The sequence below is a fragment of the Intestinimonas massiliensis (ex Afouda et al. 2020) genome (assembly GCF_900626285.1).
Taxonomy (GTDB): domain Bacteria; phylum Bacillota; class Clostridia; order Oscillospirales; family Oscillospiraceae; genus Flavonifractor; species Flavonifractor massiliensis_A.
This window is the reverse complement of record NZ_LR131147.1, coordinates 3069190-3083986: the sequence shown is the minus strand read 5'-3', so window position 1 is coordinate 3083986 and position 14797 is coordinate 3069190. Positions and strand designations below refer to the sequence as shown.

Genomic DNA, 14797 nt, shown 5'->3' with positions numbered 1-14797 from the left:
GTCAGATGATCCCGGCCAGGGAGCCCAGCAGGGAGATGGCGAAGAAGATAACAACCAGCTTGGTGTAATTGGCCTTGGGCCGGCTCATGTACCAGTAGGAGACGAAGAACAGGACCAGGGGCAGCAGGCCGGGCAGCAGCATGTCGAAGTAGTCCTGCAGGATGTAGGTCTCGCCGGTGGAGAGCTGGAAGTCCACGATGGTGGAGAGCTTGACGTACTTGGAGGTCAGGCCGCCCATCATGGTCATGCCCAGGATGCCGGCGCCCACCATGATCTTGTCGATCCAGCCGCCCTTCAGCAGCTTCAGCAGGGAGTTCTTGCCCAGCTTATAGCCCAGGTCAAACATATTGTAGCCTACGATGAAGTTCTGGAACACCAGGGGCCAGAAGGCGGGGAACACGCCCAGGGGGTTGCCCGCCAGGGCCATGGAAATGCCGATGCTGTTGACGATGGGCTTGAGGATATAGCCGTTGATGGTGTCGCCCAGGCCGGCGAAGGGGCCCATCAGGCCGGTGCGCAGGGAGACCACCATGCTGGGGTCGATGTCGGCGCCGTTGGCGATCTGCTCTTCCATTGCCATGGCCGCGCCCTGGATGCAGGCGCCCCAGGTGGGCTCGGTGATGTAGGGGACCAGGTGGCGGTGGAGGGCGGCCTTATAGGCCTCGGGATCGTCGCCGTACAGTTCCTCCAGGCAGGGCTGAGCCGCCACGCAGAAGCCGGTGCCGTAGAAGTTTTCCATATCCTGGGCGATGCGGTGGGCGAACACGCCCCGGTAGCGGGTCTTGCGCAGCGCCTTCTTGGACAGCCTGCGCTCCAGCTGCCGGTCCTCCGCCTCGCCGCCGGCGAAGCTGCTCAGGGTGTCGGTGGTGGCCTTGAAGCCCTCGGGGCCGCCGATGGTGATGAAGGCGATGATGCCGGCGAAGATGGCCAGGACGATGGACTCCAGGCCGAACACCTCAGAGGCGAAGTAGCCCAGCAGGAAGTAGGGCAGCAGGTTCTTGCGGCCGATCATTCTGACGCAGGCCACCATGCCCATGGCAGGGAGGATTCCGCCCAGGATGTTCAGACCGTGGGTGACCCACTCGGGGAGGGCGCTGACGATGGCGTCGGCGCTGCCGGCGCCGAAGTACAGCAGCAGGGTGACGGGGATGACGCGCAGGGGAAGCTGGACCAGGGCGGGGTAGACCCAAGCGTCCAGCTTCAGCTGGGTGATGTTCAGCTTGTCGATGTCGTGAGAGGCCTTCTTGTTCCAGTAGACGTTGATCATTCTGCGCAGGTCGTCCAGAGGCTTGGCCAGGGTGGCCAGAGGCACAGCGATGGCCAGAGCCATCTCAGGCTCCATGTTGCTCAGAATGGCAATGGGTACGGAGACGAAGGTGGCGATGGTCTTGTCCGCGGGCAGGTTGCCGCCCACGGAGGTGTTGACGATAAAGATCATTTCGATGGACGCACCGATGTAGAGGCCGGTCTTGACGTCGCCGAACAGCAGGCCCAGCAGCAGGCCCACGAAGAGCGGCCACTTCAACGAATTCGTGAGGATGGTGTCATATTCAGCAATCCAATATAGTAAGCCGAGTCCTAATGCTACGAATATCGTCATTACGTTTACTCCTCTCTGTATACCTGATGGATGGAACGGTATCCCTATTTCTTACGGAGCTTGTTGATCACCGGCATGATCGGCTGCTGCTTGTCTTCCGGGACCTGCTGGATGTAGACGTTGACGCCGTTGTTTACCAGATCCTCCAGCAGCTCAATCTCCGGCTCGCCCAGGCTGACGGTGGCGTAGGCCAGGCGCCTGCCGGGCCCGCCGGGGATCTGAGCCACGTTGAGATCCTTGAATTTGACGCCCATGTGCCAGGCCTTGCTGGCGGACGCCAGGTACTTGAACAGGACAATCACCCGCCCTGTGCCGAACTGGTCCTTGTTCCACTCCTCAAGGGCCTGGTCGAAGGAATAGCAGATGATGTCCGTGCCGGGCGGGGAGGCCAGCTGGAACAGCTCCACCATGAACGGGTCTTTGGCACACTCGTCCTCCACAATCACGACACGGTCGCAGCTCAGGGTCTTGAACCATCTCCCGGCCACCTGCCCATGCACGAGTCTCGCGTCGACACGAACCATTTTGATGTCAGCCATAGTTCTCCTCCTCTTTCAGTCTTTGAGCACAAGGCAGATGGACGGTGGACGCTGCCCCTCTGCTATACCCGCGCTCTATTGTTGTTTTTATATAGCAATTTCCATGCCACTACCAATAGAGCTTGTGCGTATCTTACAAAATCCGCTGGTAGAACGCCGTCATTTGCTCCTTGGTCATGGTGACGTAGTTCCGGTAGATCCCGTCGGGGCCGAAGCGGCCGTTTGCCACGATGGCAGGGATGTTCTCCGCGCAGATGGGCCCGTCCTTGCCCCGCAGCTGGGACAGCCGGGCGGGCATCCCCATGGAGTCCAACCAGGCCCGGAGCCGGGCGGCCCCCTCGTAGGCCACGCTCTTCAAGTCCTCCAGATCGGGGGTGACGCCGAAGATCTGGATGGCGAAGCGGGCCACCCGGGCGCAGGCCTCTTCAGAATAGTCCGCCATGTAGCGCAGGAATTCCGGCATCACCACCGCCAGACCGGCGCCGTGGACGGTGTCGAAGGCGGCGGACAGGATACTCTCCAGACCGTGGGCGCCGCCCCGCTGCCGGCCGCCGTGGCCCACGCCGGTGATGTCGTTGTGGGCGAAGGAGGCGCAGAGCAGCAGCTCCGCCCGTGCCTCGTAATTCTTGGGCTCCCGCACGGCCACGGGGCCGTACTTCACCACCGTTTTCAGCAGGCCCTCGGCGAAGCCGTCCGCCAGGGCGCAGGAGTCGTGGTAGAAGTACCGCTCAAAGGTGTGGGCAAAGATGTCCGCGGCACCTGCGCCCGTCTGGAAGGCAGGAACGGAGTAGGTAAACTCCGGATTGAGGACGGCGAAGTCAGGACGGCACAGCTCAGAGTGCAGGCTGAGCTTCTTGTGGGTGGAGACGTCGTCCAGGATCACAGAGGCCATGGACATCTCGCTGCCGGAAGCCGCGATAGTGGGGACCACGCCCATGGGCAGGCGGGTCGTGGGCTTGGCCTTGCCGCAGTAGAGGTCCCACCAGTCGCCGTCGTACCGCACCGCAAAGGCGATAGCCTTGGTAGTGTCGATGGTGCTGCCGCCCCCCATACCCAGCACGAAGTCCACGCCCTCCTGCTTGGCACGCTCCACACCGGTGTGGGCCAGGGTGCGGCGGGGGTTGGGCTGGATGCCGGACAGCTCCACGAAGGGGATGTCCGCTTCCTTCAGCAGGGCGGTGACCTCGTCGTACAGCCCGATGGCCCGCACCACATCGTCACACACCAGCATGACCTTGTGGCCGCCGTACTTCTGGATCAGAGCGCAGAGATTTTTATGGCAGTCCATTCCAAACTGGATCTCGGTGTACAGCCGAAGGGAAAACCCGGAAAAGCTTTTCATGGTCAACCCCTCCTCACATCTGGCCGTTCATGGTACCGCCGGTGCAGTCCACCAGGGCGCCGTTCATCTGACAGGCCTTCTCCGAACAGAGGAAGGCCACCACGTTGCCGATCTCCATGGGCATCCCATAGCGCTTCAGGGGGATGTACTGGATGGTCCGCTTGTACCGCTCGGAATTGACGTCGGTGCGGCTGTTGAACACGTAGCCGGGGATGACGCCGTTGACGAAGATCTTGTAGGGGGCGGCCTCAAAAGCCAGGCCCCGGGTCAGGGCCGCGCAGGCGCCCTTGGCGGCGATGTAGGTCACGTGATGGGGGCTGCTGGTCAGGAAGGCGGACTTGCTGAGCATATTGACGATGTGGCCCGGCTTGTCGTGCTCCTTGCAGTGCTTGATCAGCTCCCGGCTGGTGATGAGGGCGGCCTCCACGATCACCCGCTCGGCCACCTGGAATTTTACCGGATCAAAGGTCTCGATGGGGCCGGTGGAGTTGTTGAGGAAGAAGGCGTTGTTCACCACGATGTCCACCGTGCCGAAGGTCTCATAGGTCTTTTGGAAGATCTGCATGATCTGGGCCTCGTCGCCCACGTCGGCGGGGACCAGCAGGGTCCTGACCCCGTACTCCCTGGTCAGGCGGTCGGCGAACTCATGGGTCTCGTCGGTGATGTTCAGGTCGTTGATGACCAGATCGGCGCCCTCCTGGGCCAGCACCTCGCAGATGCCGGCGCCCACGCCCCGGGCGCCGCCGGTGACGATGGCGATTTTATTCTTCAGGCCTAAATCCATTGCGGTTGCCTCCTGTCTTTTTTGATGTGGTCTGCCGGAAGAAAGCCGGGGCCTACGTGCCGCCGAACTTTTTGCTCAGCATATCGGTGAGATTGATGATCCCCTCAGAGGACGCCCCGTAGACGGCGTCCAGCAGCTCCCGCCCGGACATCATGTTGCGCAGGTTCAGGGCCTCCAGCAGCAGGGGCATACTCACCCCGCTGACGGCCCAGGGGATCCGCTGCCGGGACAATTTTACCAAGGTGTTGAACGGCGTACCGCCGTACATATCCACAAAGACCAGGCAGTTGTCGCCCGCCTGCTCCAGCGTCTCCCGGACCCGGCCCAGGTAGACGTCCGGATCTTCGCCCTCATGGAGGCACACGGCGGCGGTCTTGCAGAGGGCGTCCGCCCCAAAGACCATGGACGCCGAGCGGAGCAGCGCCTCGCCGAGCTCCCCGTGGGTCAGAATCACGATTGCCGTGCGTGTATCAGTTTGGTCCATTCCGTTTGCCAGGTTGGCCATATTTTTCCCTCCTACTGTATCCGCCCTCAGGGGCCGGCCGTGCGCGGATGCGTGAACTCAACGGGTGTACGGCTTGGTTCCAAAGTAGCCAATGTGCTCCTTCACGTAAGCGGTGCCCACCTTCTTGGCCTCGTCCACCAGGGTGCGGAAGCGGGCGGTGTTGTCGGCCACCGCCAGCTGTTCCCGCAGGGACTGGGCGGCGGCGGTCTGCAGGTAGGTGTTGAAATTGATCTTGCAGATTCCCCGCCGGACGCATTTCTGATACTCCTCCGGCGCCAGACCGCTGGCCCCGTGCATGACCAGGGGAGCCGGGATGGCCTCCTTCAGCTGGGAGATGCGGTCGTACTGGAGCACGGGCTTGGTGGTATAGACGCCGTGGGCGGTGCCGATGGCCACCGCCAGCAGGTCCACGCCGGTGGCCTCATAGAAGTGCTTGGCCTCCTCCACGGTGGTGTACTGGTCCTTCACCTCGTCGGTGTTCTTGGCCACGTGGCCGATCTCGGCTTCCACCAGCACGTCACAGCCGTGGGCGGCCTCGATCACCTTGTTGGTCAGTTCGATGTTTTCCTCCATAGACTTCATGGAGGCGTCTATCATCACAGAGGTGGCTCCGGCCCGTATGGCCCGGATGCACCCGTCAAAGGTCTTGCAGTGGTCCAGATGGATCATCACGGGGACCGGAGAGGCCTCCGCCCGGTTGCGCAGGTACATCATGTAGTAATCGCATTCTTTCTGCGTCATCTGGACCCGCTTGGGTGCCAGCGGACTGGCAAAATCACTGATCTGGATCATCACCGGGACGTTCAGCTCCTCGGCGGCCGTCAGGATCATTTCAGCCGTGCCGTGGTCGCTGGCGTTGAACGCCCCGATGGCATAGCCGTTTTCACGGGCATCTTTCAGGATTTCCCTTCCGTTTACGATCATCGTGTGACCTCCCTTTCTGTGTATGCTGTATTTGTCGGCGCCACACAGGTGTTATGCAAACGGCGTGCCACTATTGGTAGTAAAACGGCGGCCCTGATTGACATTCCGTTTTCCCGGTCGTATAATACGGGACAAAACAGCATCGTACCCGGGAAAAACGTACAGAATGTTCAGGAAAGGCAGGGGCGGCTTTATGCTTGTATATTTCATCCGACACGGGAAAACCGCGATCAATCTTGCCGGAAGGATCTCCGGGGCCAGGCTGGATCCCCCGCTGTCCCCGGAGGGGATCGGGGAGCTGGAGGGCTACCGGAAGGCGGGCATCTATCCCCCGCTGTCGGAGGTCTGCTATACCAGCGAATTCCTGCGGACCCGGCAGACCCTGACCACCATCTATCCCGGCGCCTCCTACCAGGCCACGGCGCTGCTCAACGAGCGGGACTTCGGCCCCATCGAATATGAGACGGACCCCGCCGCCATCCAGAAGTGGCGGGACGACCGGTTCGACGAGAACGGAGCGGAGCGGCAGTCCCGCTATGGGGACGGGGAGAGCACCCCTGTCTTTGCCGCCCGGGTCCGGCGGGACTTCAGCCTGCTGCTGTCCGGCCTGCTGGACCGGGGCTGCCGGCAGGTCACCATCTGCGGCCACGGAGGGTTCCTGCGGGAGATCGGCAGACAGTTCCGGGTGGCGGGCTTTGAGAACGTGAAGCCGGCTGTCAAAAACGGAAACGGCCTGATTTTTGACGTGGAGCGGACAGGGAAGCTGTCGGTCCGCCTGGCCGGCTATATCGGCGGCACCGCCTTGCAGGATGTGGTGGAAAGCGCCGACGCAAAATAAGCATGGATATTTTTACAGCCAAAAATATGAATTGGATGGGAGTTAATGCGACAACACCCTCAGCCGGGTTTTGGAAAACCGGCTGAGGGTGTTGTACTATCTGCATGAGCTGCTAACAGCCAATACTCAGCATACGGGTATCAGTGGATTGCGGAATTTAAGACCGCAGGCGAGTGGCCTGTTCCGGTGGCCTGTGACGCGCGCCCTATGAGGGGAACTTAATCTCAGCAATTATCTGCCCCGGGTAACATTTATTGAAACAGCTCACTCCAGCAGTTTCTCAATACGGCTGGATCCCGAAGGAGAAACTTGCCCCTTCGCCGTTCGATTGCATGGTTCTGCAGCAGTGTTCCCATGCATTGGCTTACCGCGACCCGGGTGACCCCAAATAACTCTGCCAACTCCTGATGGGTAAAGGGAAGCGCGAAGAGTATGCCTTCCTCTGTTTTTTCACCATAGTGTTCAGAAAGTTCAGAAATAAAATGGCAGAGCCGTGTGTATAGCCTGGAAAAGCTGCCCAAAGTCAGCTGCCGCAGAAGCACAAGCTTTTTGCCGGCCGCTACGCTGAGCAACTGATCACTCAACGCGGAGAAGAGGGAGACCCGTTCCCGGAAGACGGGAGCCGGAACGATATGGACGGTGCAGGACGTAAGTGCGGCCGCCTGATAACTGTGTGCAGTACCGAACAGGGCGCTGCTTTCGCCCAGAGTGACACCAGAAGAAACAATGTAGAGGCAACGGGTTTTTCCGCTGCTGTAACAGTGGTCCAGGCGTACCAGACCCCTTTTCATCACATATACCTCATCTGCAGTAGAGCCCTGCGCCCACAGGATATGTTTTCTTGGAATAACACATGAGGGATAGCCCTGGATAAGTTCAGTCCAGTCCAATCCGTCTGCCGAGAGCCAGGGAGAGGTGCGAATACCCGCTCTCGGTTTTGCGTGGTCCAGATTACAGCCTATCCTGCGCAATTCCATATTCCAACCGCCTTTCCCGATCATTGTCGCAAAAAATATGGGTTTTGTAAAGAGGTTGACTGACAGAGCTGGTAATTTTATTTATCATGAAGAAGTGTTCTTTGCCTTTCCGCTGCGGCAAGCGGAGGGCAGCAACCTACTCCGAGGGACCATGCTCCACGCCGAATTATACATGTTAGGAGAGATGAAGATGCTAGGAAAACATCCCACGCGGCTGATACCCCTGACACTGTCAATGGCCTTGCTGCTTGGCACTGCACCGGCGTTTGCCGTCGGGACGCCTGTCCAGACTGCTGCGGACATTGTGTACCGTGATGCCAACATCTATACGGTAGACGACGACAATCCGACCGCCACCGCCCTCGCCATCAAGGGAGACCGCATTGTGTATGTAGGCGGGGAGGAGGGCGTGGAAGCCTATATCGGAGAGGACACAAAGGTGACTGACCTAAATGGACTGACTGTTCTGCCCGGAATTATGGAAGGACATATGCATATGTCCAGCATGGGGAAAACACTGATCCAGCTCAATGTGTTCTGGAAACCCAAGAATGTGATTCTGGAGGCGGTGCGGGCTGCTGCGCAAGAGGCGGAGCCGGGCGAGTGGATCCAGGGTCAAGGTTGGATGAATACGATCTGGGAGGACACCGACTTCCCAACAAAGGAGGAACTGGACGCGGTGGCGCCCGATAATCCGGTGTATTTGAAGCGTGCGGACGGCCATATGGCCTGGGTCAACAGCATGGCTTTGGAGCTGGCCGGGGTCACCAAAGATACCCCCAATCCCCAGGGCGGAGAGATCCTGAAAACCGAGGATGGGGAGGTCCTGGGATGTGTGACCGACAATGCCCGGGATTTCTTCACAAATATCATCCCTGCCTACTCCACGGAGGAGCAGCGGGAGATTTATCTGCTGGCGCAGAACGAGTTGTTTACCTACGGCATCACCTCCGCCATGGACGCCGGCTGTGACGTGACTGACATTGAGAACTATCAGTATCTCTATGAGACCGGCCAGATGAAGCTGCGTACCTATCCTCTGGTCCGGCTGCTGGATACCACCAATGCTCAGGCGGACTATGTGCGGGAAAATCTGCCTGCCGGGATGATGTACGACAACCGCATGAATCTGCGCGCGGTAAAGATCACTACTGACGGCTCGCTGGGAGCCCGCTCCGCCGCTATGCTGGAGGAATACTCTGACCGTGAAGGTTACTGTGGCGAATTGCGCTTCACCGATGAGCAGGCCTACGAGGTATTTAAGCTGGCCTATGATCAGGGCTATCAGATCTGTACCCACACCATCGGCGACGCGGCCTGCCGCCAGGTGCTGGATACGCTGGAGAGGCTTCAGAGCGAGAATCCTCAGGAGGACCATCGCCTGCGTATTGAGCATTTCCAGATCGTCGCTCCCGAGGATATTGACCGGGCCATCCAGATGGGTGTGATCCCCTCCATGGAATTCATCCACGCCACTTCTGATATGTTGGTGGCGGAAGACCGCATCGGCGCAGAGCGTATGAAAGGCGCCTATGCCTGGCGTACTGTTCTGGACAAGGGCAGCATTATTGTGGGCGGAACCGATGCCCCTGTGGAACTGGTCAATCCCTGGCACAACTTCTACGCCGGTGTGACCCGGAAGAATCGGGACGGCGTGCCTGAGAACGGGTGGTATGCCGAGCAGGCTGTAACTAGGGAAGAAGTACTGAAATCCTACACGATCTGGGTGGCCTACGGCCAGTTCGAGGAGGATATCAAGGGGTCTCTGGAAGTGGGGAAATTGGCAGACTTCGTTGTGATCGACCGGGATATCATGACCTGTCCTGAGGATGAGATGAAGGATGTACAGGCGCTGATGACCGTCATCGGCGGCGAGGTGGTCTATACAAAGGATACCGCTGTGCCGACGATAATGTGGCATGGCGTACCGCTCACCTTCAATTCCGCGCTGATTGAGGAGCCCGGCAAGATTTATGCTCCTGTTGCGGATGTAATGAATGGAATCGGCGGCACCGTGGAGAAAAACGGAGAGTTCGTTACCGTGACTTATAACGGCGTATCTGCAACCCTGCCGGTCACCTCCGTATCCGGAACGGATTACGTGGGCCTCCGGGCGCTCTTTGAGGGGCTAAATCAGTCTGTTGTCTGGTGTCAGACAAGCCGAACGGTTTCTACCAGCACTGTTCTTTAAGTCCATCCTGAACCTCTAAATCAGCAAACACCTCTGCACATGGAAACAAGGTTGTTCCATGTGCAGAGGTGTTTTTTGTGTGGTGAATTTCTGGTGTTAAGAGCCCTTGAACCTGACGTTTTATAAACATAAATAATATCATTCAGATTTTGATGATGATTAAGGGATATATACAAAATAGTTTATTTTGTTTTCATATATTTGGTGTGCCAGCAATTGCCGCGCTGCCAATAGCAGCTTTTAATCCAAAACTGCCGCCTCCAGTCCCCCCTCTGCATGCTTTTCTTATTTTCTTGTACGTTTCGCTTGGCCATTTAGCTGAGAAGGTGCTGATTTGCGGTCTTGGCCCAGATTCAGGGGCATTACCAGGCCTGCTTCGGGCGGCCGCTGAAGTCAGTACCGGGACAATGTTTAGCATGTAGAAAGCTTTTAATGGGTTCTGCCCAATAAAATGTTGGCGTCCAAAAAGCCGAAATGTGTGCTGAAACGATAGAAAATGCCTGGTATTTCTGAATTGGGGTTAGTCTTCTGTGATCAGCGATTAGCTGGTGCTACAGTAAGAATGCCCATAGTCGGGAGATCGGAATAATCAAAACCAACGCTGGAAGCATACTCACTGTTGGAATATTTTTTTTGAACAAAAGATTTAAGCCGATTGCCATGGTGATGATGCCGGCGCAGGCGGACAGATCGCCCATAACTGTGGCATCTGCCAGGGGCATGACCAAAGAGGCCAAAAGATATAGCGATATGTATACGAAGAATTGGGGAACAAACGTGCAAATGAGGATTTTTCCAAATGTGGCTGAAAAACATAATATGGTAAAAAAGTCCAGAATGGCTTTTACAATCAGAGAGGAGTGATCACCGGAAAAGCCTTCATTCAAAGCACCGAAAATACCATATCCACTGATGGAAAACATGATGATAATGTTAATAAACTCTGTGGTGTCCATGGAGCGGCAGGAAAATCTGTTTTGAAAAAAGAGGTTCAATCTGCCCGAAAGGGCTGAAATCCTTCTGTTAAGGGAGAAAAGCTCGCCTAAGCAGGCGCCCAGGATCAGTGACAGAATAACCGCGGAAAGCTGAGAGACAGAGACGATCATCGTAATGCCAATCGCAGTTGCTGAGATCGCAAAGACATAGGACAGCGTTTTGGCAATCTTTGGAGGAAACCGGTCGCCAAGAAAAGAGCCCAGGATTCCGCCTACCAGAGTTGCCGTACTATCAATCAAGATTCCGACTGGCACCGTAATTCCTCCTTATCATATAAAGTCAGAGATGATCCGCTTATGGCTTCTGCTCCTCATCGACAATGCTTCGCACAAATACATCCCTTGCTTCTGTAAGGTGCTCCGCCATGCAAGTGCGGGCGCTTTCAGCATTGCCTGAGAGAATTTTCTCATAAATTGCCTCATGAGCTAACAGAGAATTGTATGAAACTGTAGAATGGGCAAAGGTATATTGCCTGGAAACCTGCAGCATATCAAACAGACTGACATATACGCTTTGCAGAACGGAATTTTTGGCCGCGCGGATAATCGCCATGTGAAAATTGTTGGATTGCTGGCGCAGTTCCTCGATATCCTCCTCCTGATTGGAATTGAGCCGCTTGAGCCGCCGTATCGCCTGAAGCGTTTCCTGCATGGCTGCCAGATCCTGCTCATCTCTGCGAAGAGCGGCATAGTAGGCGGCGTCGGCCTCCAAAGAAATACGGACCTCCATCAGCTCCGTAATGGTTTTGGAAGTAGCCGCGAAAACAAAATTGACCTTGTTGAAGAGATCACCGACCTGCACGTCACGGACATAGAAGCCGGAGCCCTGTGTTCCGTCAAGGATCCCCATGTACTCCAAAATTTTCAGAGCTTCGCGGACGGGTACCCTGCTTACACCAAAGCGTTCCGCAAGTTCCCGTTCGGAGGGAAGACGGTCCCCGCTGGTCAGGTGCTCGTTAATGATTAACGACTTGATTTTCTCCAGAATTTGTTCAAACAGTCTGGGTGAGCCGTTGGCTTTCGTTTCTGTTGCCATATGTTATGTCCTTTCTCGTTCCGCAAAAAATTTCGTCTCGGAAACCTAAGATCTTTTGCACAAAAAATCAGCGTATCGCCGGCTGTAAATTGGATGATATTTTAACCTGTGCGCTAAAATTAGTATACCATTTTTTCGAAAAAAGGAAAGAGAAAAAATTAAGAATAATAAAATTACGTTGTTATGCCCAAAAATACAAAAAAATATTGTGCATTTACATGATATTTTAACTATGCAAAGAAAATATCTTGCATTGAAAGATCTGGGTTGCTATAATTTTGGTATACCAATCGGGTGCTGGAGAGAAGGAGGCGCAAGTTGAAACACAATTTTGATGAAATAGTTGACCGGCGGAATGGTGATTCGGTGAAGTACAGCACAAAATTTTATCCGCCGGAAACAATCCCCATGTGGGTGGCTGATTCAGATTTCAAAGCGCCGGCGGAAGTGGTGCATGCGCTCACTTCCCGGGCGGAACATGGGATCTACGGGTATACCCCTGAAAGCGAACAGTTGAAAAGCGCTGTGGCTTCGTGGTATGACAAGCGCCATCAGCTTGCAATTGGCAAGGACCATGTCGCCTATTGTCCAGGTGTGATCCCCGGGATCATTTATGGAATACGTGCCTTCTCTGAACCCGGTGACAGCGTAATCCTTCAGACGCCTTGTTACCCTCCCTTTGTACAGTCGGTTGAGCGCAATTTGCGGAAGGTTAAACGGAATCCTTTGATTTTAAAGGAGGGGCGCTACGAGGTGGATTTTGATGGGCTGGAGGCTCTTTGCCGACAGGAGCAAAGTAAGATATTCATACTTTGCAATCCCCATAATCCCACCGGACGTGTTTTCAGCCAAAGTGAACTCAGTCGTATGGGTGAGATTTGCAGGAAATACGGCGTTGTTGTTTTGGCGGATGAGATTCACTCAGACATCATTTATCCCGGCCAAAAGCATATCCCGTTTTCTGCGGTTTCCCAGTGGGCGGCCCAAAACAGCGTGACATTTTTGGCGGCAAGCAAAACATTTAATGTGCCGGGCCTGAATACGGCGGCCTACTATTGCCAGAACCCGGTGCTGCGGGAGGGAATGGAACGGGAACGGGCCGCCTGCAAAGGGTACCGCGAAAATATTTTTGGAACGCTTGCCCTTTGTGTCTCCTTTGAGCAGTGTGAGTATTACGTCGAGGAACTGTGTGAATATTTGTGGGGGAATTTACAGTACGCATCCGAGATCCTGCGAGACATACCGGGTATAAAACCTGTTTCTCCGGAGGGAACATATCTTCTGTGGCTGGACTGCAGGGAGTTGGGGCTTGCCCAAGCGCAGCTGGTGAAAAAATTTGTGAATCAGGCGGGGGTGGGACTGCAGAGCGGAACTGACTTCGGGCCGGAAGGGGAGGGGTTTATGCGCATGAATTTTGCGGTTCCCCGGGCGACGCTGGAAACGGCTCTGAAGCGGATCAAAAACGTTTTTTAATGTACACAAATAAATGATGAATTATTTAGGCGTGTAAGGAAAGAAAATGGAAAAGGAGTGGAGAAAGATGTCAGAAACCAGCGCCAACACAAAGAAAATCCCTATCCTAGTAGCAGTTTCCCCGTTCATTGTGGTGTTCGCCTTTTGCCTGGTGGGCTATGCGATTTTCCGAATCAATATCCCGTCGCTATTTTTGCTGGCAACAGCGGTCACGATCCTGATCACCATGGCGGTTTCCAAAAAAACATGGCCGGAGATGCTCAGGGCAATGGGAAAGCGGGTGGGCAATTCGCTGGGAGCATTGCTTATTATCATTACATTGGGCGCGGTAATCGGCGCTTTTGTATACAGCGGCACGATCCCCATGCTCATCTACTACGGGGCGCAGATCATTAACCCCTCGTATTTCTACGTAACAGCGCTCCTCACCTGTATGCTGGTTGCCATGTTCTGCGGATCTTCCTGGACCACCCTGGGGACGGTCGGCATCGCCATCTTTGCCATTGCACAGGCGATCGGCATGAATCTTCCCATCACAATGGGCGCCATCTGGTGTGGCGCAAACTTCGGCGACAACTGTTCCCCCGTGTCCGACGGCCCCAACCTGGCTGCCGCCGCTTCCGGTGTGGATCTGTACGCGGCGGTAAAAAATACGATCGTATATGCATATGCGCCCGCCTATTTGATCGTGGCGATCCTGTTCTTTATCATGGGCCTGAATTCCGGTGTCAGTCAGGCAGCGGAAAACGAAACCTTGCAGATCATGCTGGGTGAACTGGATCAGATCTTCAACTTCAACATCCTGCTGGTCCTTCCCTTTGTGATGCTGCTGGTGGGAATGATTATGAAGATACCGGCCGCGCCTACGCTGGTGATCAGTGCGGTTCTGGCAATTGTTTTGGGCACGATTTTCCAGCCCTTTGGCCTGTCCAGCGGGCTGATCTCCATGACCAGCGGCTTCAGCACCAGCATGGTCAACACTGCCGGCGTAGATGTGGCCCAGCTGGGCAGCCAGACCACCAGCCTGCTCAACCGCGGCGGCATGAACGGCACAACGCAGTTGCTGCTGGTAATCATCATGGCGCAGATGATCATTGCGTGCATGGAGGAATCCGGCTTTATGGCCCGACTGATGGAAGTGTTCTTCTCCAAGCTCAAGAAAGAACGCTCGGTCATCCTGGCCACCATTCTCACCGGTATTTGCCTGTCCCCCTGCGGCGGCAACGCATACGCGCCGCAGATTATTACCGGAAGTATCTTCCAACGCGTGTATCTGGAGCATAAGATTGACCGCCTGGTCCTGGCACGGGTATTGCTGGCTGTCCCGGGCCCGATGTGCTCCTTCTGGCCCTGGCTGCTTACCCCGGTGTTCTATCACACTACTTTCGGAATGTCCACCCTGGACTTTGCCATTTATATGTTCCCCATCCCGCTGACGATCCTGGCCTGTGTGATTACAGCCCTGACTGGCTTCGGACTCCAGCGGCTGACCGACGAGCAGGCGGCTGAACAGCTGGCCGCCTTTGACATGGAGAGCTGAACAGCCGGAAACGAGTTATTGGGATACTGTCCCAGATAATCTGTGCAAAAATG

13 protein-coding genes are annotated in these 14797 nt (G+C 56.0%); 4 read left to right on the top strand and 9 right to left on the bottom strand.

Going from position 1 to position 14797, the window contains the following annotated elements; all coding sequences use genetic code 11:
• Position 1 precedes the first annotated feature (1 nt).
• From E0E41_RS15175 to E0E41_RS15150, 6 genes are all read right to left on the bottom strand, one after another.
• Positions 2–1600 (bottom strand): PTS system mannose/fructose/sorbose family transporter subunit IID, encoded by a 1599-nt coding sequence (locus tag E0E41_RS15175; RefSeq protein WP_130870592.1) that lies wholly within the window; start codon positions 1598–1600, stop codon positions 2–4.
• Between the two features lie 44 nt (positions 1601–1644).
• A complete protein-coding gene (locus tag E0E41_RS15170) occupies positions 1645–2139 on the bottom strand; it encodes a PTS sugar transporter subunit IIB (RefSeq protein ID WP_130870591.1) in 495 nt (164 codons plus the stop codon).
• Positions 2140–2272: 133 nt separating this feature from the next.
• Positions 2273–3481 carry an iron-containing alcohol dehydrogenase gene (locus E0E41_RS15165; protein ID WP_130870590.1) on the bottom strand — a complete coding sequence of 403 codons (1209 nt, stop codon included), beginning with the start codon at positions 3479–3481 and terminating at the stop codon, positions 2273–2275.
• A gap of 13 nt (positions 3482–3494) precedes the next feature.
• A complete protein-coding gene (locus E0E41_RS15160; RefSeq protein ID WP_130870589.1) occupies positions 3495–4265 on the bottom strand; it encodes an SDR family NAD(P)-dependent oxidoreductase in 771 nt (256 codons plus the stop codon).
• 52 nt (positions 4266–4317) lie between these two features.
• Positions 4318–4770, bottom strand: a complete 453-nt coding sequence (locus E0E41_RS15155; RefSeq protein ID WP_130870588.1) for a PTS sugar transporter subunit IIA — start codon at positions 4768–4770, stop codon at positions 4318–4320.
• A gap of 57 nt (positions 4771–4827) precedes the next feature.
• Positions 4828–5694: a class II fructose-bisphosphate aldolase gene (locus tag E0E41_RS15150; protein ID WP_130870587.1), complete on the bottom strand. Its 867-nt coding sequence runs from the start codon at positions 5692–5694 to the stop codon at positions 4828–4830.
• 193 nt (positions 5695–5887) lie between these two features.
• Between E0E41_RS15150 and E0E41_RS15145 the strand changes: the two genes are divergently transcribed.
• Entirely contained in the window at positions 5888–6532 is a 645-nt protein-coding gene (locus E0E41_RS15145) for a histidine phosphatase family protein (RefSeq protein WP_165450569.1), read from the top strand.
• Between the two features lie 251 nt (positions 6533–6783).
• Here the strand turns inward: E0E41_RS15145 and E0E41_RS15140 are convergent, their stop codons facing one another.
• The gene (locus E0E41_RS15140) at positions 6784–7509 is read right to left on the bottom strand and encodes a Crp/Fnr family transcriptional regulator (RefSeq protein WP_165450568.1); all 726 of its coding nucleotides are present in this window, start codon (positions 7507–7509) and stop codon (positions 6784–6786) included.
• Positions 7510–7699: 190 nt separating this feature from the next.
• Between E0E41_RS15140 and E0E41_RS15135 the strand changes: the two genes are divergently transcribed.
• Positions 7700–9700 (top strand): amidohydrolase family protein, encoded by a 2001-nt coding sequence (locus tag E0E41_RS15135; RefSeq protein ID WP_130870584.1) that lies wholly within the window; start codon positions 7700–7702, stop codon positions 9698–9700.
• Between the two features lie 551 nt (positions 9701–10251).
• Here the strand turns inward: E0E41_RS15135 and E0E41_RS15130 are convergent.
• Together E0E41_RS15130 and E0E41_RS15125 are read right to left on the bottom strand one after the other, a co-directional pair.
• Complete coding sequence (locus tag E0E41_RS15130) at positions 10252–10950, bottom strand: DUF554 domain-containing protein (RefSeq protein WP_165450567.1); 699 nt, start codon at positions 10948–10950, stop codon at positions 10252–10254.
• A gap of 40 nt (positions 10951–10990) precedes the next feature.
• A complete protein-coding gene (locus E0E41_RS15125) occupies positions 10991–11731 on the bottom strand; it encodes a FadR/GntR family transcriptional regulator (protein WP_130870582.1) in 741 nt (246 codons plus the stop codon).
• A gap of 318 nt (positions 11732–12049) precedes the next feature.
• On the opposite strand from E0E41_RS15125, the gene E0E41_RS15120 reads away from it, so the two are divergent.
• Both E0E41_RS15120 and E0E41_RS15115 read left to right on the top strand, forming a co-directional pair.
• Positions 12050–13204 (top strand): MalY/PatB family protein, encoded by a 1155-nt coding sequence (locus E0E41_RS15120; protein ID WP_130870581.1) that lies wholly within the window; start codon positions 12050–12052, stop codon positions 13202–13204.
• Positions 13205–13271: 67 nt separating this feature from the next.
• Positions 13272–14744 carry a Na+/H+ antiporter NhaC family protein gene (locus tag E0E41_RS15115; protein ID WP_165450566.1) on the top strand — a complete coding sequence of 491 codons (1473 nt, stop codon included), beginning with the start codon at positions 13272–13274 and terminating at the stop codon, positions 14742–14744.
• Positions 14745–14797 lie beyond the last annotated feature (53 nt).